At 46.3% G+C, this 25,314-nt stretch carries 8 protein-coding genes; 1 reads left to right on the forward strand and 7 read right to left on the reverse strand.

What is annotated here, in order from left to right; all coding sequences use genetic code 11:
- Positions 1-460: 460 nt before the first annotated feature.
- The 6 genes from AC5ZC7_RS15375 to AC5ZC7_RS15400 all read right to left on the reverse strand — a co-directional run bounded on the left by AC5ZC7_RS15375 (position 461) and on the right by AC5ZC7_RS15400 (position 7,363).
- Positions 461-1,210, reverse strand: a complete 750-nt coding sequence (locus tag AC5ZC7_RS15375) for a 4'-phosphopantetheinyl transferase superfamily protein (protein WP_496158040.1) — start codon at positions 1,208-1,210, stop codon at positions 461-463.
- A 28-nt stretch (positions 1,211-1,238) separates the two neighbouring features.
- A complete protein-coding gene (locus AC5ZC7_RS15380; RefSeq protein WP_496158039.1) occupies positions 1,239-2,780 on the reverse strand; it encodes a S8 family serine peptidase in 1,542 nt (513 codons plus the stop codon).
- Between the two features lie 117 nt (positions 2,781-2,897).
- Complete coding sequence (locus AC5ZC7_RS15385) at positions 2,898-3,866, reverse strand: 2,3-diaminopropionate biosynthesis protein SbnB (protein ID WP_496158038.1); 969 nt, start codon at positions 3,864-3,866, stop codon at positions 2,898-2,900.
- A gap of 19 nt (positions 3,867-3,885) precedes the next feature.
- Entirely contained in the window at positions 3,886-4,851 is a 966-nt protein-coding gene (locus AC5ZC7_RS15390; RefSeq protein ID WP_496158037.1) for a pyridoxal-phosphate dependent enzyme, read from the reverse strand.
- Between the two features lie 167 nt (positions 4,852-5,018).
- Entirely contained in the window at positions 5,019-6,644 is a 1,626-nt protein-coding gene (locus tag AC5ZC7_RS15395; RefSeq protein WP_496158036.1) for an MBL fold metallo-hydrolase, read from the reverse strand.
- Positions 6,641-7,363 (reverse strand): thioesterase domain-containing protein, encoded by a 723-nt coding sequence (locus tag AC5ZC7_RS15400; protein ID WP_496158035.1) that lies wholly within the window; start codon positions 7,361-7,363, stop codon positions 6,641-6,643. Before AC5ZC7_RS15400 ends, AC5ZC7_RS15395 begins: the two co-directional genes overlap by 4 nt.
- A gap of 888 nt (positions 7,364-8,251) precedes the next feature.
- Between AC5ZC7_RS15400 and AC5ZC7_RS15405 the strand changes: the two genes are divergently transcribed.
- The gene (locus AC5ZC7_RS15405) at positions 8,252-10,012 is read left to right on the forward strand and encodes an ABC transporter transmembrane domain-containing protein (protein ID WP_496158034.1); all 1,761 of its coding nucleotides are present in this window, start codon (positions 8,252-8,254) and stop codon (positions 10,010-10,012) included.
- A 150-nt stretch (positions 10,013-10,162) separates the two neighbouring features.
- On the opposite strand, the gene AC5ZC7_RS15410 is transcribed toward AC5ZC7_RS15405, so the two are convergent.
- Positions 10,163-25,306 (reverse strand): amino acid adenylation domain-containing protein, encoded by a 15,144-nt coding sequence (locus AC5ZC7_RS15410; protein ID WP_496158033.1) that lies wholly within the window; start codon positions 25,304-25,306, stop codon positions 10,163-10,165.
- Positions 25,307-25,314: the final 8 nt, after the last annotated feature.

Raw genomic sequence — 25,314 nt, forward strand, 5'->3', positions numbered from 1 at the left:
ACTGTTACTATAGATAAGATATATCTGTCCACAATGTGGGCTAGTTTCCGGCACATTATTTTCAAAATTTAAATTTCAGTAACTAGTTTCAAAAGCAAAATTGGGTTAATTATATGGGCTTCATATAACTCAACACCTGGTGAATCCGGATAGCATTAATCATTTTTCATAACTAACAAACTGGTCGTCTTGTGAGGGTCTTGCTTCTATTTTAAGAGTTAAACTATATCTCAAGCATCGTTGGATCAACAATAAACGTCTTCTTCATTAGCTTCAGGGCCATGAAGCTAGGACAATAATTTAATCCATCAAAATAAAACCAATAAAAAATAATTGTTAAGAAGAATAATACCGCGCTAATAAATATGTCCGAAATCAAATCAATGAAATATAAGCGCAGTAGGAAAATCGGGACACCGTTTATGCTTTAAAAAGAACTGTCTTTAACTAGTATTGATGCTCACCCGAAATCTACTTTCCTGAGCGTATATTGGTGATGCCTGGTATCCGCTACAACATGACAACTATAGTTCTCGAAACTATCCACCGTATTCAGATGCCATTCGCGGCCATCCAGAAAAGCGGTTTCATTTTCTGCCACGTTAAGCGTAGATAGCGACAAATAAATACCTCTTCCATCAGCTTTCAGAATCGCCTCCTTTTTTGTCCAGTATTTATAAAAGACGGATTCGGGATGACCAGCCTGTTGAATGTTGCACCATTCTTCTGCAGAAAACTGGGCGCGAAATTCAGCGACCTGGATAGGCGCATGTAATTCCACATCAATACCTATCCGGCCCGTAGGCTCTACAGCACAAACAACCAGGTGACCAGAATGGGAAATACTAAAATCAGGCATACCTGGGATATATGGGCGGCCATAATTCGTATAGACAATGTTGTTAATGGCATACGCACAGTTTTGCGCAGTCAGTGCATGCAACAACAATAGTTTTCCCAACAGGCTCGCGTGTGCATCCTCCCATCTTCTGAATTTGCAGATTTTCTCTCTCATTCCCTCCGGAAGTTGTTGCAACAATTGCAAAAAATGTGGCAGTGGCCTGTCATAATAAGAATAATAAATAACTGGTAATAGCTGCGGAGTATACATTGCAAACAGCGTATTTGCGGCAGAACGGATGATGGACAATACTATTACAACAATAAGCACGCCCCCGATCCGGTGCCGGGGTGCGTCCTTATGTTCCATATCCATCAACCAACCAAAGAATAAGCGATTAATTCCCAACAGCCAGGTCAGCATTCACAACACCCCATCCCAGTGTGGTACTTCTATTAGGATAATTGCTGGAAGCACGTTTCATCCTGGCTACTATACTATCTCTGGGATATGTTGGATACTTGCTCCATACCAGGGCCGCAATAGCGGCACAGCTGGCAGTAGCCACCGAAGACCCTCCTACCGTATTAGGCGCATTGCCGGTGGCGGTAGTGGTAAGTGGATTAACGCCGGTGCCAGATTTTTCCATGATGATGTCAAAAGCTACCTCTGCACCACTGTGGCAATCCTCGCAAGGAGTTACACTGTTATCCGTTACACCTGTTACTGCCTGCACCTGTGGCAAATAAGCAGGATATACCACTCCAATCTCGGCACCAAGGCCCGCGGTGGTAGTACCTGCTGCACAGAACATCAGCTTACCTTTGTTGTATGCATAGTTGATACCATCGGTAATGTGGCCGAAAGCAAAGAGTGTACCCAAGCTCATGCTGATTATTTTCACAGCGGCATTATCACCACCCACTACATATGCATCCCCTACTCCCTGTACGGTTTCAGAGGACAGGATGATTACATTTTCGGCGGCATGTACCGTAATCAGGTTACTATTATAAGCGATACCAGCGCTGCTGCCACTTACACCTCTTGGTGCAGCAATAACACCGGCCATCTTAGTTCCGTGGCCACATACATCCGCAGGCGTGCCGCCAGGGAAAGTAGCTATTTTTTCTATGGTTCTGCCAGTTGAAGCACCCTGGTTGAAGGCGCTTCCCAGGTTAGCCTGGTCCGGGCTTACACCAGTGTCTATCAGCATTACTTTTACGTTACTGCCGGTAGATTTAGTCCATGCTTCCGGAATATGATGATAAGCATAGTTCCAGGATTGCTTTGCACCGGGTGTGATGTTGAGATAGTCAACACCGGCTACCAGGTTAGTTTTAGGCAGATTATCATCGCATCCGAAAGTAAGGAAACCTGATTCTGTATGAGGGGTGGACATAGTGGTGCCTCCCGGGTTAGTATTCATATATTTTCCATAACCCACGGGTTCAACATACCGCACCAGGCCAGACGCCCGCAATGCTTTTACCGTTGCCAGGTTGCTGGCCTTCACGTAAAAAACAGGCAGCTTTTGCGACTCGTAGGTCACCAGGCTCTTTGCTAATTTTCCCGTTTGTTTTTCTTTCTCAAGAATAATGTTTAACACCTGTTGTTTGGCTGCATCCCAGCTCTGGCTGTGAACATCAATTCTATCAATTGTTTGAGCGATATTCTTTACATCAGCTGGCTGATATCCAACAGATAAAATACTATCTCCCTGTACCAGCGCGCTCCAGGCTACATTATCACTTACCGTTTTCCAATCGAAACGGCCCGTTTTATGCAGTTGTTCTTTTATTACCGCATTGATAGCAGATTTTGGCATTACTTCCTGTGGGTTGCCCTCCACGCGTGTATTCAGTGTTGTTTCCGATCTTTTACAGGAAACAAATGCTGAAAAAAGAATACAGGCTGTAAATAAATAAGAGATTTTCATGAATAAGATTTAAGGGTAAAAAAGAATTGAATGTTTAACCGATGTGCTCTTCTACTGGTTATATTGATGGAGACGATATGATTAAGCAGTGCTATTGCTTGTTTTGAAAACATCCCATTAATCCGGCATCACCACGCCGATATTCTTTCTGACAGCTTCGTGGTAGTAATATCCACCTATGGCTATATCAAAAATGGCCATACCCATTGGATTAAACATCACTACAGCGTCGTCTTTTCCCGCTAATACATCTTTACAAACAATATCTGAAATAGACAGGGTATCACTTTTTTCCAATCCCATTGATTTGTGCATGTTTTCTATATCTGTATTTTGCCGGCACACTTCTTCCCAGTCATCTACAATGACTACATCCATATGTTTGATCATTTCCACTTTATAGTCACGCAGGGAAACATTCAGTTGAAGAGAGGATTTTACCGGGGGAAGATCTACATATGGCGCAGCAGATACTGTGCAGGTGATAAAAATATCTGCCACCTTATAGGCATCCTGCCAGGAATCGACTATTGTTATTTTGCTTTTCAAAACAGGGTCAACGTCAGACAGGTCTACACCATTGATGTCATATAATAAAACTTTGCCAATACGGCTACCCAGGATGTCGGCCACCATTTTCAGGTGCATTTTTCCTATTGGGCCAAATCCGGTAATGCCTATGGTAAACTGCTGGTTTGCACCCCTGGTAGCCAGGAATCGCTGCAATACTACACCGGAGACCGCGGCAGTGCGGATCCCGCTGATAGTGGCAGTATTGATGATACAAAGTGGTATTCCGGAATCATGTTCATTCAGAATAGTCACGGAGTGCGCCCTTAATTTATTTTTGTAAATATTGCCGGGAAAACTGGCGATCCATTTAATACCAGCCAGCGGGAGCTGGCCACCTACGTACGCTGGCATAGCAATAATCCTGTTTTTAGGATCACCATAGCGCAGATAGGGCTTAATGGGTTGAGAATAATCATTTTCATGAAGTGCTTCCGTAGCGTTGGCAATAACACTGGTCAACTCCTTCCAGTTGATTCCTATTTCATAAATGTGATCTGCATTGAGATATAGCATAGTTTTACTCTTTTAAGTTTTAAGCTACGGTTGCAGATTCTAATTTAGCTGCAAGCTGTTCTCCCCATTGCTTGTTGTAAATAGTATCCAGATAGGTATGTCCTTTATCAGGAAAGATCAACAATGATGTGGGAGGTGTTAAATAAGACTTCTCTTTGAAATAGTTTTTAGCTGCCAGGTATACTGCACCGGAAGAAGCGCCGGCAAAAATCACCTGTTCGTTCAGCAATTCAAAACAACCTTTGATGATGTCCGTTTGTGATACAATCACTACATCATCGATGAGGGCATTTTTTATAATGGGAGGCACCTGGCTGGCGCCAATACCTGAAATATATCTCTTCACCGGCGGTGCATTGAAAATCACGGAACCCTCTACATCTACCCCGATAATTTTGATATCCGGATTCTTTTCCTTGATACTTTTGGAGATGCCGGTAATAGCACCGCTGGAGCTTACTGCCACGAAAACGTATTCGATAGGCGTAGCGCAACGAAGAATCTCTTCCGAGAGTCCATAGTATCCTTTGTAATTGTTCGGATCACCATACTGATCGGCAACAAATGAATTTTCTGTAACCGCATGTAATCTATTTACCGTTTCTATGCGGGTTAACAGGTAGCCGCCAGTGCTATCTCTTTCTGTAATTTTCACCACCTTGTACGACAACAGGTTGAGTAATGCTTCATAAGCACTGTTGATATTAGGATCAATTACAGGAATAAACTTCAGGTCGAGCATTTTACAGATGGAAGCCACTGCAATAGCGAGGTTACCAGAGCTGGAAGCAATGATGGTGGTATTTTCATTGATGCGGCCTGACTTGATTCCATTATAAACGATACTATACCCGGCACGGTCTTTTGAGCTCCCGGAGAAATTGTTGTATTCCAGCTTGGCAAATAAAGGGGTATCGGTATTCCTCAAAGACATCAGGGGGGTATTCCCTATAAAAGCGGATAGTTTTTCAAGTTGCTTTAGCATATGCGATTTTTTGGCGTAAAAAGGAATAAAACCTGCACCGTTGTGTAGGTGCAGGTACATGGAAGTGACCGTCTCATTACATTGGCAATGAGATCAATTTATCGGGTGGGTTAAATGATGGTAGTATATAATAATCGGGAAGCAAACAATCACTCAGGGGTCAGCATTTATTGCAGTTGGGCTTCCAATACTTCTTTCCGGTCGTACAACAGTTCTTTTTCTCCATACAGGCGTTCGGCAATAATACCTTTATCCTGGCACTCCTGCACAAGCTTATTGGATTGAATAATAGGGTTGGATTCATCGGTATACTTAATACTACTGATGAATTCCAGCCATGGCTCCATTCCCATCGCATATACGTAGGCTTCTTTCGGATTGAAAATATTGACCAATGCCATTCCTTTTGCACAGTCGGATCCGGCGAGCCGGCGGCTTCCATCCTGGTCCCTGGTAATTTTTTTGGTTAACAATGGTCCATACAGCCAGGTAAGCGGTGCACCGTCACATTCCATGCCCAGGAACAAAACGTCTACGTCCCCTATTTGTTGGTGTATATGCTTATAAAGACTGGATTCTACAATTCTTGAATCTGCCAGGAACAGTAATTTGAAACCACTGATCTGTACCAGGTAGCAGGACTTGGTCTGAATGTTCAAGTCACTGTGCTCACCGGTAAATGGCAAACCTGTAATAGTGGTATCGATAAACTCAATGGTTTCCATTTCATCTATTGCCACCACATTGTTGAATCCAATATTTTTAAACATCAGTTTCAGATCAGGATCTTCCAGTTTACCACTGCAGGTACGCGGCACAATCAGGTTTTTGATCTTATGGCGCAAAGGCAGCAATGTTTCAAACAGGATATGATCCTGGTGATTGTGGGTGATCAGCACATAGTCGATCGTATCCGGCAGATCGGCATCAGAGAAGTGTTCAATATCGCTGTCGTATCCATAATAACTGATCAGCGGATCCACCAGGATGCTGACATCTTTTGTTTCCACGAGGATGCAGGCATGTCCGAAGTAGCGCATACGGATCTTGTCGCCAGTATATTTCTTATACACCGGTGGAGGTGTTTCTGTAAAGAAGGTATCAAACAGTGCTTCCTGGTCTGCGGTGATGCCCAGTAGTTTTTTAATCTCCTGTAACGAGCCTCCTGCCCTTTTCATGCGGCTGAGTGCATCAATGCCTGCATGGTCGAAAGGTATAGAGAGATGGAGTACTTCCGGTTCATCCAGCCTGGGAGTGCTGAGGCAAAACGGCCGGTGGTCATTATCTGTGATCCACAGTGCAATGCTCTGCGCTTTCTTATTATAGAATTCACTTTTATACAACAGGGATTCGAAAAAGCGGAAGTCTGCATTGTTATTACGATCGTAATAAAGCTCTACGTATCCCTTCAATATCTCCGGTACTTTTTCATAAACAGTTTCCAATCCAAATCCTTTACACTCTGTTGCCAGAATTTTATCCAGCTCCTTGGCAGCCTGGGCAAACTGTATTACTTTTTCCTGGCGTTTCAGGATAGTATCTTTCAGCGCTTTTACTTCCGCTACCCTTCCTCCACCAAAGTCCATGAAGGGGCCTCCTTTCATTTTTGGATTCAGCACTGCTTCTGCGTGAATGCTGGGGTCGTCGAGATAAGAATCCATGATCGTAAGATGCCTTGCAATAGTATTCATGGAAGCGGTTGCCGGAGATATCAGGTGACTCCATGCATACCACCGGTCGTACAATGGTTCCAATACTACGTTGGGTTTCAGGTATACTTTTTTCTCACTCATAATTGATATGATTTGTAATGAACAACTAACTTTTTAGCGATGATCTGAATGATTTCGTAAGGGTATTTAAATATAAAAAAGTGATGGCCTGGCATGCGTCTGAAGTCTACGGTCATATGGGTTTCTTTCTGCCATAAATGAATCTCCTCCTGTTTCATATTCTCACTGGTACCGGTTATAACGGTCATGGGTATATTAAGCATTCCTTCCCTTAAGTAGTTATAATTTTCCGATACTTTAAAATCAGCCCGTAAAATTGGCTCAATGTATTCCAGTAACTCATTATTCTGTAGTATTTCGTCGGGGCTTCCATTCAGGCTCCTGACTTCCTCTATAAACGTCTGCTTATCCATGAGATGCCTTTTTCGTTCTGTCCTCGACGAGGCTGCCGGTCCGGGAGTGCCTGTAATAAACAGGTGCAAGGGGGGTGTTTTGCCGTTTTCAATAATTTTCCGCGTCAGCAGGTAAGTCATCAACCCGCCCATACTATGACCGTATATAGCGTACGGCGCCTGTTCTAACCGGTTTTCTATTTGTGCATATAAATCCGGTACCAGCTGATCAACATCTTCTTTAAGCGGCTCACTCATCCGGCTACCTCTACCGGGGTACTCGAGCGGAACAAGGTTAAGGAAGGACGGTAAATTGTCTTCATACAACCGGTACGAATATTTGCTGCCGCCGGCAAACGGCAAACAGAAAAGATTGATTTTCTCCATTGGATAAAAGTTTCTGCGCTGCGGATGCGCTTTCAATATTGACAAAGTGATACCACTACCGGAAAAAATATTCCGGTAGAAAACGAATAAAAATCTACCTGGAGAAATCTTCTGATCAGATTCCTGCAGATAAAAGGTTAGCAACTTTTTCTCGTGTCTGGATTTAGCTTATACCTGAAGAGCACAATAATATGGTCGTACATTTCACTTAATACCACACCTGGTCAACGCTTTAGAGATCCTGAAAAAATCATACATTTCACGAAAGGATAAAGCTGTCGCTCATGTGGATACAAATCTGCCACATCATTTGAATAAAAATCAATGTACTTGTTTAAATAAACACCTGGGTTAAGGAAAAAACCAACTGTTATGTAAAGGAATTTATTTGGATAGTACTTACTCGGGTTTCATCTATTTCCTGCTCGTTGACGTTATTTAAGGGTATCAGGCTAGTCGAGGGATTCTATTAACTGTCTATCGTTGTATAAAATAATCAATTCCCCACAGATCATATCAACAATCCAAAAATAGCAAACATATTTAATTCCGCAAAAAAATCACTTGCAGTATACCATAAAATTTTAAATCAGGACTGATAACCAGTTTACATACGAAAAAATGCAAACCCATCAAAACCATTGATAACAGGCAGTATACAAAGAATACATTCGATTGTCGCAGTGAATAAAAAAATTTCCTGATGACAATTAATTAATATTACCTAATGATAAAATCAACTAAATTTTATTGCAGGTAAAAAAAATATACCTAACTTTCCATCTCCACAAAGTACATATCCTGTATGGTTCTTACTGAGTCACATATTCAGCAGATACCCTAACAGCAGCTCCATTAAACCCTTTTTACATCATCCAATATTTATCAATGAACGTGCCCTCCTTAACCAACAACGAGAAAAACAAATTCGCTAAAACACTGCGCTTGTTCAAATACCTTCAACCATACTGGGCCACCATTACAGCAGGTATGTTATTCCTTTTAATCTCCAGTCTGGCGGGCCTTGCATTCCCTGAAGTGCTTGGTCAGTTAATTGATGCCGGCAAACATGCCGACACCCGTTCTAACATCAATATCATCGGTTTGGAATTATTAGGCTTGCTAACTATGCAATCCATTGGTTCATTTTTCAGAACCATACTGTTTGTAAAAGCCGCGGAAAAGGCATTGGCTACTTTACGGCAAACTGTTTACAACCACCTGATTCAACTACCGATGAACTTCTTTCTTACGCGACGGGTGGGAGAACTTAACAGCAGAATATCTTCAGACATTACACTACTGCAGGAAACCTTCACCACCACATTGGCAGAATTTATCCGGCAACTCGTTATTATTGTTGGCGGCCTCACATTCCTGTTGTTTACGTCAATCAAACTGACGATATTCATGCTTGCCATATTGCCCGTTATGGTCATTGTTGCAGTGATATTCGGGCGGTCTATCCGTGGCTTCTCCAACAAAGTGCAGGACCAGGTAGCATCTTCCAGCACCGTGGTAGAAGAAACCTTACAAGGCATATTTAGCGTAAAAGCCTTTGCCAACGAATTCCTGGAGATGAAGCGTTACAGGGAATGTACAAATGAAGCAGCAAACATAGGCATCCAAAGTGGAAAGTTCCGGGCAGCGTTGTCATCCTTCATTATTATGGGCATTTTTGGTGCGCTCGTAGCGGTTATATGGAGAGGCGTTATCATCGGGCTGGACTCAGGAAAACTGTTCTCTTTCGTATTATACTCCGTATTTATTGGCAGTTCCATTGGCGGCCTCACAGAAATATATGCTTCTCTTCAAAAAAGTATCGGCGCTACTCAAAATCTTTTCGGTATACTGGATGAACCGGCGGAACCCTTATCGCCCGTCACTGGTGTTGCTCCCGAACATGTACTGCAGGGTGACATCAGTTTCAGGAATGTATCCTTCCGTTATCCGGGAAGAAATGATACACATGTGCTTAACAAAATGTCGTTTGATGTTAGCTCCAATCAAAAAATAGCGCTGGTAGGTCCCAGCGGCGCCGGTAAAAGTACCATCGTATCCTTACTGTTACGCATGTACGATCCTTCCGGTGGTCATATCTATTTTGACAAAAAAGAAAATCATCATTTCCCACTGTCAACGCTCCGCTCACAAATGGCTACCGTACCACAGGACGTGTTCCTGTTTGGCGGCACCATTGGTGAAAACATCGCCTACGGCAAACAAGACGCCAAGGAAGCTGACATCATTGCTGCTGCCAAAAAAGCAAATGCCTGGGAATTTATTGAACGCCTTCCACTTGGATTGCAAACGATGGTTGGTGAACGTGGTATGCAGTTATCCGGTGGTCAGCGCCAACGCGTAGCCATCGCCCGCGCGGTGTTGAAAGCGCCCCGGATCCTGATCCTCGATGAAGCCACCTCCGCATTGGATGCAGAATCTGAAAGGCTGGTTCAGGACGCACTTAATAAACTAATGGAAGGGCGTACCTCTATTATAATCGCCCATCGCCTGGCCACTATCCGGCAGGCAGATAAAATCATTGTGATTGACAAAGGTGCTATCGTAGAAGAAGGTACCCACCATGAACTGGTAAACATTGATTACGGACTGTATAAAAATTTATGTGAGATGCAGTTCACGCAATAAAAAGCAAACATCCAGCACAAAAAAAGCAGCCCCGCCATGGCAGGGCTGCTTTTTTTGCTATTACTACTATGCTTACGAAACCTGAAATTTTTCCAATTGTGAGCAGCATCGTAAAGAACGATGCTGCTTTTTTTGCTATTACTACTATACCTACGAAACCCTCAATTTATCCAATTGTGCTTTCAGATAGGCCGCCAGCACCAGTACATTTTCCTCCTCCAGCATGGATCCGTGATGCCCCGGCACCGTGGTTCCCGTTACGGTTGTCGCATAATCCGACCAACCCAGGTGCTCATCTTCTCCACTCCATTGGTTGGCTTCGGCTTTAGCCACTATCAACGGCGTATTTACTTTTGCCGTGATCGTATAATCCATCGACAAGTTACTCCTGTGTACATCTGTCAGCCGTAATACAAATTCTATATAGTCATTACTCATCCTGCCTTTTATGAAATCCAGCACAAAAGGAATCACCTCGTTTGCAGCTACTGTTTCCAACGCCTGCCCCAGCTCACTCACCCATGCAGGGTGTGGGGTGGAAATGATATTGTATTGTTCAAATATCCATACCAGCGACTCAAATACCTCTCCTCCTATCAGATCCTGTTGTTGTACCCTGCGTTTTACTACTGCAGTGGAATCAAGTATGGCTGCAAATTCCACTTTATCACCACTGTTTTCCAACTGCCTCACCATTTCATGTACAATATATCCTCCAAAAGAGTGTCCCATAAAACGATAAGGTCCGGTTGGCTGCACCTGTTTCATCCAGACAATGTTCTGTGCGGCGATACCGGCAAAGTTTTCGAACGGTTGCTCCCCTTCAAATATTCCCTGCATGTACAGTCCGTATACCGCGCAGGTGTCATTCAACGCTGCCGACAATTGCTCGTAAGCATCACAAAGTCCGATGGCACCAGGCAAGAGAAACACGGGGAATGTTTTTGGCCCTTTATTCAGCAATACAATATGCTGACTGGCAGATGGATCCATTAACCGGGCATGCCCGTTACTCCGCTCCCATTTGCTGCGCTCGTCCAGTACAGCGGCCAGTGAAGCTACCGTGGGGAACTCAAATATTTCCCGGTTGGTTACTTCTGCCTGTAACACTTTCCTGATCGTCCACACTACGCGTACTACCAACAGGGAATGTCCGCCCAGTTCAAAGAAATTATCGTATATGCCTACCCGTGCTACGCCCAGCAGTTCCTGCCAGATAGCGGCAATGGCTGTTTCTGTATCATTACGGGGCGCCACGTACTTTCCACTCAGCAGTTCATCTGCTGCAGGATCCGGAAGCGCTCTTTTATTTACTTTTCCATTAGCGGTCGATGGCAGTTCCTCCAGCTCAATCAACAGTGAAGGCACCATATAATCTGGCAGTCTGCTCCGCAGAAAAGCAGTTATTTCGTCCCGGTTAAAATGGCCTTCCGGCACCACATAGCCCACCAGGCGTTTCATACCGTTACTATCCGTTTTAGCCAATACGACCGACTTTCTTACACCTTTGCATTGCTGAAGAATACTTTCCACCTCTCCAAGTTCCACGCGGTATCCACGGATCTTCACCTGGTCGTCCAGTCTGCCCAAACATTCTATATTTCCGTCGGGTAGCCACCGGCCAACATCACCTGTTTTGTAAATGCGGGCTCCCGGTATTTTACGGAATGGATCCGGAATGAATTTTTTATTGGTCAGCTCCGGTTGATGCAGATACCCATTAGCCACCTGTACCCCACCAATGCACAATTCTCCAATCACGCCTTTGCCACAAAGTTCACCATTCGCATCCAGGATGTACATCACAACATTAGAGACCGGCTTGCCTATCGGTGGTAAAAAACGGGTGTCAAAATCGGCGGTGCTGACTTCATAGGAGGTAACCACATGTGCTTCTGTAGGTCCATAATGGTTATATAATTTTGCCCCGGTATTATCCAGCAGTGTTTTAATTTCACTATCCAGCCGCAGTTGTTCTCCGGCAGTAAATATAGCTTCCAGTGAAGAAGGATAGAGCGACGCCAGTTTCGCATACTCCGCGATACTCTTCAATACCACATAAGGCAGGAACAAATAATTGATATCACCACTTTCTATCAGGCGTAACAAAGCATCGGTGTCTTTCCTTGTATTTTCATCTATCAGGCAGATCGTATTACCAAAGCATATGGAAGAAAATATTTCCTGGAAGCTTACATCGAAATTCAGGCTGGCAAATTGCAGTATCCGTTTTGGGTGTTGTGTATCGAACTGCGTCTGTTGCCACAACAACAGGTTGATTACTGCGGATGCAGGCATTTCAACACCTTTTGGGTTACCGGTGGTACCTGAGGTGTAGAGAATATACGCCAGTGGCGCCGCGGCAGTTTTCAATACAGTTTTGTCCTGGCTTTCTCTCACTATCAAATCCCGGTGCGTATCTATTTCCACGATTGTGGCGCCGGGATACAGATCTACTTTCTGTACACAAGCACTGCTGGTCAGCATAACTTTTCCGCCAACGTCGTTGAGAATATAACGGATACGGGCCTCCGGGTATTCCGGATCTATTGGTACATAGGTTCCTCCTGCTTTCAGAATACCCAGTATGCCTACTATCATATCCAGCGACCGTTCTATGCTTATTGGCACCAGGGTACCGGTTGTTACTCCTTTACTTTGCAGGTAATGCGCCAGTTGACCGGAACGGTGGTCCAATTCCTGATAGGTAAGTGTTTCTGTACCGGCAACGACTGCTGTTGCATCCGGGCAAAGCGCAGCGCGGGTAGTGAATAGCTCCGGCAGGGAGGCGACTTCCTCAAAAGTGACATCCGTTGCATTTAAGGTGATCAATAGTTCGTCACGCTCCACAGCCGCCAGCATAGGAAGTTTTCCGATAGCAGTTTGCGGCGCTTTCACGATGGCCCACAACAATTGTTCAAAATGCGATGTCAGCTGGCTGATGGTGTCTGCAACAAATAAGTCGGCACAATATAATACGGTACCCATCAGTCCCGTTGCGCTTTCTTCGAAGCTCACCATCATGTCAAACTGCGCGGTAACCCGCTCTACGCCTTCCTGCGCCAGGGGCACTTCTCCCAGGCTAAGCGATTGTACTTCAGGTGTGTTCTGTAATATAAACATCACCTGGAACAATGGGTGACGGCTCAGATCACGGTCCTTCACCACTTCCTCTACTATTTTTTCAAAAGGTACTTCCTGGTGTTCATAAGCACCTAACGTAGTTTCCCTTACCTGCTGCAACAGGGCGATAAAAGAAGGGTGGTTGCTGAGATCTGAGCGCAATGCCAGTGTATTCACAAAAAATCCGATCAGCCCTTCTGTTTCCTGTTGAGTTCTGCCGGCAATAGGGCTGCCAACACAGATATCTTCCTGTCCGCTATAGCGATACAACAACACTTTAAAAGCAGCCAGTAAAGTCATAAACAAGGTAACTCCTTCCTGCCTGGACAATGCCTGTAATTCTGCCAACAAGGTTGCCGAAAGTACAAACCGGCTCATGGCGCCACGCAGACTTTGCACAGGCGGGCGAGTGAAATCTGTAGGTAACTGGAGCGAAGTAACCCCTGTGAGTTTGTCTTTCCAGTAATTTATTTTTTTCTGCAGTACCTCGCCGGACAAATACTGCCGCTGCCAGATGGCAAAGTCAGCATATTGTACCGGTAATGACGGCAGGTTGTGATTACGTTTATGTAGGTATGCATCATACAACTCCACCAGCTCCCGCATGATAATGCTGATCGACCAGCCATCAGACACGATATGATGCCAGGTAACTACCAGTAAATGTTCTTCGTTACCGAGTGCGATCAGGTGTGCCCGCAGCATATGATCTGCCGACAAATCGAATGGCGTGGCAATGAGTGCCTGCACAAAATGTTCGAGTGCTTCCGGATCATTTTTATATTTATCTTCTTCTACCACCTGCAGCTGCCAGCGATCGTTCTCCTTTACCTGTTGGTAGGCAATCCCTTCTTCTGCCACCATCACAGTACGCAATACCTCATGACGGTTGATCATGGTCTGAAATGCGTATGCCAATGCTTCCTTATCCGGATTAGCTTCCAACCGCAGCACCAAAGGCACATGGTAGTGGGTGCTTCCCTGGAATTGATCTATAAACCACAAGCGTTCCTGGCTGAAGGACAAAGGTATTTTTGCGTGACGGTCTCTCGGAACAATGGCCGGCACCGTAGTAGCACCACTACCCTTCACCTTCTCTGCCAGAAGCTGTATCGTAGGGCTATCGAAAATATCCCCGATCTGTATAGCCGCCTGCATCTCTTTTTTAATGGCCGACATCAGTCGTACTGCCAACAGGGAATGACCTCCCAATTCGAAGAAATTATCGTATATGCCTACCCGTTCTACCCCCAACAACTGTTGCCAGATACCGGCCAGCTGCTCCTCCGTGCTGTTACGCGGCGCCACATAGGCTTCCGCCTGTAATAATGCGGTATCCGGTGCAGGCAAAGCGCGTTTATCCACCTTACCGTTTGCGGTGAGCGGTAACTGCTCCAACGGAATTAACGCCGATGGCACCATGTACTCCGGTAACCGGGTATTCAGATATTGGGTGATACCTTCCCGGTCGAATGGACCAGCAGGTACTACATAAGCTATCAGCCTGTTATAACTGCCAAGTTCATCTTTTCCGGCGATCACCACGTTTTGCTGGACCCCTTCACAGGATTGCAACATACTTTCTATTTCGCCCAGCTCTATCCGGTGACCACGTATTTTCACCTGGTCGTCTGTACGACCCATATAAGCGATATTGCCATCGGGCAACCATCTGCCCAAATCACCGGTACGGTATAAGCGGATGCTGCTTTGATGATCAAAAGCATGCAGCACAAACTTCTCTGCCGTAAGTTCCGGACGATGCAGATACCCCCGCGAAAGTCCCGCGCCACCAACATATATTTCCCCGGGTACCCCTACCGGGCATAACCTGCGCTGGCCATCCAGTATATAAGCTACCCGGTTGTTTAACGGACGTCCAATTGGAATGGTATGCTCCAATGCTGCATCATCAATTTCACAGGTCAGGGAGAAGGTCGTATTTTCCGTAGGCCCGTATCCGTTAATTACCGTTATAGCCGGATAGGCTTTTCGTATCTTTTCAATGTGTATCTCAGAGAGTTTTTCTCCACCGGCTAATATGGTTTTCAATCCTTTAAACACCGTGATATCTGTATCTACCAGTTGATTCAGCCAACTGGCGGTAAACCACATAGTAGAAACACCCCGGCTTCGGATCTCCGCCTTCAGCAGCGCACTGTCCAGTAAAGTATTTAATGAACACAGCACCAACTGGCCACCATTCAGCAACATGCCCCAGTATTCCAGGGTACTTGCATCAAAAGAAGGAGAACCTGTTGACAGCAAAATATCCTTTGGCGTTAGTTTGAGGTAATCCGTTCCCCGAACGAGGCTTACTACGTTATTATTTGTTACCATCACCCCCTTAGGCTGACCGGTAGAACCCGAGGTATAGATCACATACGCAAGACTATCCGGTTGCGTACCGCTATCCACGGCGTCTATAGACTCTTTGCTGAGTAATGACCAGTCGGCTTCCACATCTATGATGTCCAGTGCAGGGTTCACGGCCAGCAAAACAGCTTTGGCAGCGGTATTCCCAACAACAATATGCGCGTCCGTATCCGTAAGCATATAAGCAATACGTTCGGCAGGATATTCGGTATCGATAGGCACATAGGCGCCTCCCGCTTTCAGGATACCCAGTATTCCAACGATTAATTCCAATGAGCGGTCCACACAAACAGGCACCATCGTTTCTGCTTTCACGCCTTTGCGTTGCAGATAGTGCGCCAACTGATTGGAACGTTCATCCAGCTCCCGGTAAGTTAAACTTTGTGATGAAAACATCAGGGCAGTCACGGCGGGTGAAAGCATAGCCTGTTCAGAAAATAACGCTGCAATTGTTTTATCCTGCGGATAGGCGCTCGCCGTGGCATTAAATGCCCACCGTAACTGATGCTGTTCTTTAGGTGTCAATAACTGTAGTTCGCTGATCCTTGCAGCAGGGGCATCTACCACCGCATGCAACAATTGCTTAAAATGCAACATCATCCGCTCTATCGTTCCGGCCGTAAACAGGTCGGCACAGTACACTACAAATCCATTCAATCCGTTGGGCCCTTCCTGCAGGTATACAGTCAGGTCAAACTTTGCGGCTACTTCTTCCGTGTCCAACTGGGATAGTTGTAATGCGCCCATTTCCAGCGAAGCTGCTTCAGGCACATTCTGCAATACAAACATTACCTGGAACAAAGGATGCCGGCTCATATCCCGCTCCTTCACTACCAGTTCTACAATTTTTTCATAAGGCACTTCCTGGTTTTCATAAGCACTCAGCGTGGTTTGTTTTACCTGCTGTAACAATGATGTAAAAGAGGGATCATCATGCAGATCTGTGCGCAACGCTAATGTGTTAATGAAGAAACCTATCAGTCCCTCTACTTCCTGTTGTGTTCTGCCTGCTATCGGGCTGCCCACACAAATATCTTCCGCGCCGCTATAACGGTTCAGCAATACATTGAATACCGCCAGCAACGTCATAAACGGGGTCACGCCTTCTTGTTGTGACAGGGCCAGCAAACGGTCTGACAGTGCTTTATCCAGCTCAAATGTGTGGGTGTCGCCGCGCACACTCTGCACCGCGGGCCGTAAATAATCTGTCGGTAATTGCAAGGTATCTACGCCGGTAAGTTGCTCTTTCCAGTAGTCTGTTTTCTGCTGCAGCACTTCTTCACTCAGGTGCTTCCGCTGCCAGATGGCGTAATCTGCATACTGCACGGGTAATACAGGCAACTGCGCCGGCCTGTTTGCTGCAAAAGCAGCATATCCTTCTTCCAGCTCACGCACCAGTATACCGGTAGACCAGCCATCAGATGCAATATGGTGCAGGTTTAGTACCAGTACATGGTCTGTTTCACCAAATACCAGCAGGTGCGCACGCAACATATGATCCTGTTGCAAATTGAAAGGCGCATCAATGAGTGCTTTTATGTAATCCCTGCATGCATTTGTTCCTGGCCGGAAGCGCAAATTTTCTACGATGACCAACTGCCAGCGGTCTTTATCCAATACCTGCTGCCAGGCCATTCCGTCTTGTTGCACTATGACAGTACGCAATATTTCGTGCCGGTTGATAATCAGTTGCAATGCCTTTTCCAGGGCTGCTTTGTTGATCTCTCCCTTCAAATGCAGGATATGCGGCGTATGATAATGTATACTTCCTTCCAACTGATCTATAAACCACAAACGTTCCTGGCTATACGAAAGCGGAATGTGTGCAGGCCTTTCCCCGGCCACCAGTGGAGGCGTTGTGTTCTTTTCACTACCGCCGGTAATCCTCGCGGCTAAGGAAGCAATCGTCGGATAATCAAATACATCCCCGATGCTGATTTCTACTGCCAGTTTTTTTCGTATGGCAGATACCACGCGGATAGCCAACAGGGAGTGCCCTCCCAATGCAAAGAAATCATCGTGTACACCTACCTCGTCTAATTCCAGTAACGACGACCAGATGGCAGCCAGCACCAGTTCCGTTGGCGTAGCGGGTGCTGCTGAAGCGCCCCCCGCACTGTCTCTGTCGGGATCTGGCAAAGACTTTTTATCTATTTTACCATTGGCCAGTAACGGGAACTTGTCCAATACCACCAATGCCGAAGGAATCATATATTCCGGCAAATGTTTCTTCATACCGGCAATGATGGCCGCTGTATCTACCTGGCCCTCTGCTGCTATCACATAACCAATCAAACGCCGGCTGCCGCTGTCTTCCCCCCGTGCTATCACCACTGCCTGGCGCACAGTATCCTGCTGCAGCAAAGCCTTTTCTACTTCTCCCAGTTCCACGCGGTAACCACGGATCTTCACCTGGTCATCTACACGACCCACAAACAATATGTTGCCGTCCGGCAGCATCTTTACCAGGTCACCGGTACGGTATAATTTTGAGGTAGCCGCCCCGCCAAAAGGATCTGCAATAAAGCGGCTCTCTGTTAAAGTCTCATTATTCAAATAGCCTGCTGCTACGCCATCACCACCAATGTATAATTCACCAGGAACCCCTATTGGACATAGTTTACGGGATGCATCCAATATGTATACCCTGGTATTGGAAAATGGTTTACCAACCGGAATGTAGTGACCATAGGTAGTCGGCTCATCCACTACATGCAGTAATTTTCCTATAGTCGTTTCCGTTGGTCCATAGTGATTTACGATGGAACAGTTGGCGCCATAAGCACGGATGCTTTTTACCATCGCCGTTTCCAGCGCTTCGCCTCCGAAAATGAGCAGCTTTTCCGGTAATAGTAATCTGCCGGAAGCAGACAGTGCTTTCCAGTGGGAAGCCACAATTTTGATGCAATCTATGGGGTGAACAGCAAAATAGTTATTTAACAATTCGCCATCGCTGATCATTTCTTTAGAAAATATATGCAGCGTTCCGCCTGAAATCAATGGTGTAAATAATACGGTATTCCCTAAATCGGTAGCAATGCTGGAGAGCAATCCGAAGGAACGGCATTCCTCCACCGGCAGCGCAGCTTTCAGGCCATACATATAATCCACCAGGTTGCGATGGGTAACAACCACCCCTTTGGGGGTACCCGTACTACCAGAGGTATAAATCACATACAATGGCGCATCCGGTGAAGGAGCGGGAACCGGCTCTGCTATTGGGCAACGACAGATCGCTGCCTCCTCTCCGTCCAGGGTTACCACGCGGGCTTTGATCTCCGCAGGCAGTTTCGCCTTGCCGGCATTATTACTCACTACTATTGTTGCATGTGTATCTTCCAGTATGAAGGAGATACGATCTGCCGGAAAATCAGGATCTATAGGCACATAAGCAGCTCCCGCTTTGAGGATACCTAATATTCCTACCATCATCTCTGCTGACCTTTCTATATATAACGGTACCAGTGAACCCGCTTTCACACCCTGATCACGCAGATAATGGGCCAGCTGGCTTGATTTTTCATCCAGCCCACGGTAACTCAGCCGGGTATTATCAAATACCACTGCCGGCGCATTTGGGCTGTATGCTGCCTGCGCCGTAAAAAGGTCTGTAAACGTTTTATCGGCTGGATAAGCAACCTGGTGGGAAGATAATAACTGTGAATGTGCTGCTGTTGTATGCAGATTAATATCCTGCAACTGAAGCACTTCTTTATGTATGATCTGTAACAGCACCTGTTTAAAATGACCAGCGATTTGTGTTGCATAGAACGTGTCCAGCAGATCACTGTTATAGCTGAACAACAGGCTTGTTTCTGCACCAATGCCAATGATAATGGTTAAAGGATAATTGGTATGCGGATGTACTTCTACCTCCGTTACTTTCAGCTGCCACTCCCTGGAGGCTACTACTTCTCCTACCGGAAAATTCTGGAATGTAATAGAGGTATCGAACAAATCTCCGCCCACCGGGGTCCCTTGCAGGATGTTATTCAGCGCGGTATACTGGTATTCCCTGCTTTGCAACTGTGTTGCCTGCAATTGCTGCAGCCACGCGGCTATTTCTTTCGCTCCATCTACCCTGGCATACAGTGGCAATGTATTGATGTATAGCCCAACTCGTTGTTCCACACCAGCCAGGTCTTCCGGCCGCCCCGAAACAGTTACGCCGAAAGCCACGTCATTGCGACCGGTATAAACAGACAACAGGTAACTCCAGATACCCTGCATCAGCGTATTCGGCGTGATATGCTGTTGCTGCGTATAATCGTTTATCTTTTCAGTGAAGGTGGCATCTAACCTGATCTTCTCTTCTTTGTAAATACCCACACCTTTTGTACGCGCAGCAGTAGCACCTACAAATGGGAGCTGGCAACCTTCCTCCATTTCCTTCAGATATGTTTGCCAGTAAGTGGCCGCTTCTTCTTTGTCCTGGCGCTCCAGGTAATGGATATAATCTTCATAGCGGTCTTCCGTTACTTCCGGCAATTCATTTCCTGCCAGCAATGCTTCGTAATTCTCCAGCAACTCCCCGATCAATATCGGCTGAGACCACCCATCCAACAGGATGTGATGCACCGTCCACAATAAGCGGTAACGGTCTTCTTCCAACCGGATTAAGCTGATCCGCATCAACGGTGCTGTTTTAAAATCGAAGCCCTGGCGCAGGTCTGCCTGCTCAAATGCACGAAATGCCTCTTCCTGTTCCGCACGGCTCAATCCCCGGTAGTCCAGCTCCAATACAGGTAATTCCACGGCTTTATAAATGGCTTGTACCGGTATACTAAATTCATCTACATAAAAAGCACTTCTTAAAATGCTATGGCGAAGCAATAAATTTTGCCAGGCGCGTTTAAAAGCGACTGGGTCCAAATGCTCCAGTTCACAATTCATTTGTTCTACATAGGTGCCCGACTGCTCATTATATAATCCGAGGAACAACATGCCTTCCTGCAATCCGCTTAACCGGCACAAACCAGTTAACTGGTCACGTCTAGGCGCACCGTTATAGGGGGCATCCAAAAATCTTTCCAGTGCCTCATTAGACACCTCTGCGCCCAAACCATAATCCGAAGGCGTGTAAACAGGCGCCTGCTGCGATATACAATGCGCGATTAATTTTTCAAGATGAGATAAACAATCGGCGGCCAGTTTTTCTATTGTTGCGGTATCAAAATGCTTAAGACTGAAAGTCCAGTTAAACACCAGTTCTCCACCTTCCGCCATGCTGTTAACGGATATTTTATCATGCACCGGGAAGTCTTCGCCCATGGGTAGTCCGGGTGATTCAGATACACCTGTTAAAACTCCTGCCCGGCTAACGCTGTTATCCAACTGCCCGAGATAGTTAAATACTACATCCCATGGATCTTTTCCCTGTAAATAATCTGCTTTGGTGATATATTTCAGCACACCATATCCTATTCCCTTGTCGGCGACTTTGCGTAGTTGCTCTTTAACAGAGGGGATCAGTCTTGTTTCCCTTTCTGCTACCGGTACTTCTATCAATACCGGGTAAAGATTGGTAAACCAACCTACGGTACGGCTGGTATCAATATCTTTTGTCAATGCTTCCCGTCCGTGTCCTTCCAGGCCGATCAGCACTTTGGGGTGGCCATTCCACCCCGACAACGTAAGCGCGAGTGCGGTCAGCAACAGATCGTTTATTTCCGTGTGATATGCGGTTGACACCTCCTGCAGTAAACTTTTCGTTTGTGCGGATGCCAGTACAGCTGTATGGTGTCCCATATCTGCCATGGTGATCTTGCCGGTATAGTTTTTATCCACCCGAAGCGGTGCATAACCAGCCACTACTTCCTGCCAGTAGGTATGTTGTTCCGGCAAGCTACGGCGCCGGCTATACGCAGTCAGCGCGTTATACCACTGCCGGTAAGAGCTGCTCTTGGGCCCCAGGACTTCCGTTGCTTTTTTACCGGGATCGTCTTTTAACAATAACTGCAAATCTTCCAGCAAGATGCGCCAGGATACGCCATCTACCACGAGATGGTGGATCACCAGTAATAAACGGTTATGCGTTTCAGCGGCAGGCGTCAACATCAATACCGGGCGGATCACAATGCCTTTACTGATATCCAGGCTTCGCTGCCGATCTTCGCCAACAGCAGTGATCCGGGCAGACAATTCTTCCGCAGCAGTTTGCTGCAGGTCCACGGTTTCCAGTTCACCACTGGCCGTACCATATTCCTGGGTCCAGCCGGAATGGGTATTACGGAATATAAAACGTAAGGCATCATGGTATTGTACCAGCTTCCTGATGGCTATTGCCAGTGTATCTGCTGTTACACTTTTATCTATTCCCAGTAATACCGACTGGTTAAAATGTGCCGATGTATCTCCGTCTACCAGGTCAAAATACCATTGTTGCACCGGCAGTAATCCACTTTCCCCAGAAAGTGTACCTTGTTCACCGGTGGCGGCGTTATCACGACGTCCCTGCAACAGAACAGCTAACCGCTCAATGGTTTGATGAACAAACAGGTCCCGTGGTTGCAGTACGTATCCTGCCCGTCTCACCCGGCTAACCACCTGGATCGTAATAATAGAATCGCCGCCCAGCTCAAAAAAGTTATCGTATATCCCTACGCGTGCTACCCCCAGCAAGTCTTGCCAGATATTTGCCAGGGTGTGTTCTATCGGATTTCCTGGCGCCACATACTGTTGTTGCGTCAACGCGGTGGCATCGGGAGCCGGTAAGGCTTTTTTATCTACTTTTCCATTGACGTTCAGTGGAAGTGCTTTCATCTCCATGAGGAGAGAAGGAACCATGTAATCAGGTAGTCTTTCTTTGAGATAAGCAATAATTTTTTCTCTTTCAAATGGTCCTTCGGGAACTATATATCCCACCAATTTATTATAGTGACTATTGTCTTCTTTTTTCACCACTACTACCACCTGGCTTACCCACTGGCAGTCCTGCAGCGTACTTTCTATTTCACCCAGCTCAATGCGGTAACCACGTACCTTCACCTGGTCATCGATACGGCCGATATATACGATAGTACCATCTGCCTGCCAACTAACCACGTCGCCGGTTTTATACCAGCGACCCGGGTGGCCTTCCAGCGTAATAAATTTTTCAGTTGTAAGACTTTCATTGTTAATATATCCGGTGGCAACGCCATCTCCGCCTACATACAATTCCCCGCTTACACCCACCGGTACGGGTCTTCCGTGATGATCCAATACCAGCAGCTGCGTGTTGGCTAATGGCGCACCGATGGGGATCGTACGCTTCCCGGCCGTTTCATTGATCGGGTAAGCCGTAGCATACACCGTGGTTTCTGTGGGGCCATACATATGCACCATCCTGTTAGGCCCCAGCAAAGACAGGGCACGATCTACGTGGGGCACAGACACCAGTTCACCGCCAAACAACAGCTTCCGCAGGGACTGTAATCCATTCAACCGGTTATCAGTAAAATTGTTGAACAGTGCGGTAGTCATAAAACAGAAGGTGATCTGCTCCTGCTCCATAATAGCGGCCAGCTCGTACACATCCGATGCTGCCGCATCCGAAATCATATATAACGCGGCGCCCTTCAGCAGCGTGCCATAAATATCATAAGTGGAACCATCAAAAGCGTAGTTAGACCATTGCAGTACCTTATCTTCCGGTACAATCGCAATAGGACCCGGCTCATATACCAGCTTTACAATATTGCGGTGGTTCACCGCAATTCCTTTGGGCTTACCGGTAGATCCGGAGGTATACATCACGTATACTACCGCCTCACTACTGATATTTACCGCCAGCGCATCCGACTCATAAGACAAGGCCCCGGCGATATGTAATCCCGTTCCTTCCGGTAATTCCAACGCGGCAAACAACTTGCTATCTGTATACAACACATGGTTCACGCCAGCATCCTCCAATATCGCTTTTACCCGCTCTGAAGGATAATCAATATGAATAGGCACATATGCATTGCCACTTTTCAGAATACCCCATATCGCCACTATCATTTCCAGGCCACGGTAAGACAGCAGGCCTATATAGTTCCCCTGCCCGGTACCCTGATCTCTTAAATAATGGGCTACCTGGTTGGACCGGTCATCGAGCTCCTGGTAGCTAAGCTGTTCCCCGGCATAGCTCACCGCGATGGCATCCGGCGTGCTTTTCACCTGTGCCTCCAATAATTCCAGCACCGTTTTTTCCGCAGGATAAGGTGTTGCGGTAGCATTGAAAACATCTAGCAGTAAATGTTCTTCGGCCTGGCTGATCACAGACAGGCTATTAATGGATGTTGACGGCGCCTTTACAATAGCCTGTAACAGCCGTTCGTAGTTGGCGATCATCCGCTCAATGGTAGCCGCACTAAACACATCCACCCCGTACTCTATAGTGCCTGTTAGTCCTTCCGGTCCTTCGCGGAGATTTAACGTGAGGTCCAGTTTGGCTGTATCGTGTTTTATTTCTTCTGTGAAAAGCTGCACCTCTCCCAATTCAAGATCGGTAGCATCGGGTATATTCTGCAAGGCAAACATCACCTGGAATATTGGTGTGCTGCTCATATCACGGTTTTTCACCACGGCCTCCACTACTTTTTCAAAGGGAACGTCCTGGTGCTCGTATGCTGCTAACGTTGTTTCTTTTACCTGTTGCAGGAGATCTGTGAATAGAAGATCATCCGCCAACCGGCTGCGTAAAGCCAGCGTATTAATAAAGAAGCCTACCAGGTCCTTTACTTCGCGTTCTGCCCTTCCCGCAATGGGACTACCCACACAGATATCGTTTTGACCGCTATAACGGTATAACAGCACTTTAAACGCGGCCAGCAGCGTCATGAACATCGTTGAATCCTGTTGCCGCGACAACTTTTTTATGGCAGCAGCCAGTTGCTGATCCAGTTTAAATTCGCGTCCGGCACCACGAATGCTTTGTATAGGTGGCCGTTTATAATCGGCAGGCAACTGCAGCGTAGCCACACCTTCCAATTGCTGTTTCCAGTACCCCAGTTTTTTATCCAGCACTTCCCCGGAGAGATAATCACGTTGCCAGATGGCGTAATCCGCGTACTGCACCGGCAATGGCTCCAGGCTGGCAGTACGGCCTTCTGTAAAAGAAAGATACCCGGCTACCAGTTCATGTACAATAATTCCTAGAGACCAGCCATCAGCGGCGATGTGATGCAGGGTCACCACCAGCATAAATTCTTCTTCCGCCAGCGTTACCAGGTGTGCCCGCAGCAGATGATCTGCCGATAAGTCGAACGGGATATCTATCAGCGATTTTATATATTCCTGCAAATCCGTTTCTTTCCCACGATAACTTCTACCGTCTTTCAATATCAGTTCCCATTTGCCTTTCTCCTGCACCTGCTGAAAAGCAACGCCATCTGCTGTTTGCCTGATGACGGTACGCAACACTTCGTGACGGTTGACGATCAACTGCAATGCAGCTGCCAACGCTTCCTGGTTCAGTTTCCCTTTCAGCCGCAATACCGCCGGCATGTGGTATTGTACACTTCCTTCCAACTGATCAATAAACCATAACCGTTCCTGGTTAAAGGATAATGGAATATGGGTTGATCCGTTTCTATGGACAGGAACTATTTTCTCACGCTGGGATATTGTTTCTTTACCTTGCCTGTATTTTTGAAAATACTCAACCAGGTGTTCTTTATTTTCTTTCAGCTCACTCAATATGGAGCTGTTAACCGCTTTCTTTTTATCGGTTTTTACAACCAGTTTATCGTTGTCGAAAGATACATTAACGCCGTTATCTTTTGCTTTTTCCAACAGGTCAATAATATCCACCAGGTTAAATCCAGGCATTTTTTGAA

The sequence above is a fragment of the Chitinophaga sp. 9-1-y genome (assembly GCF_059511905.2).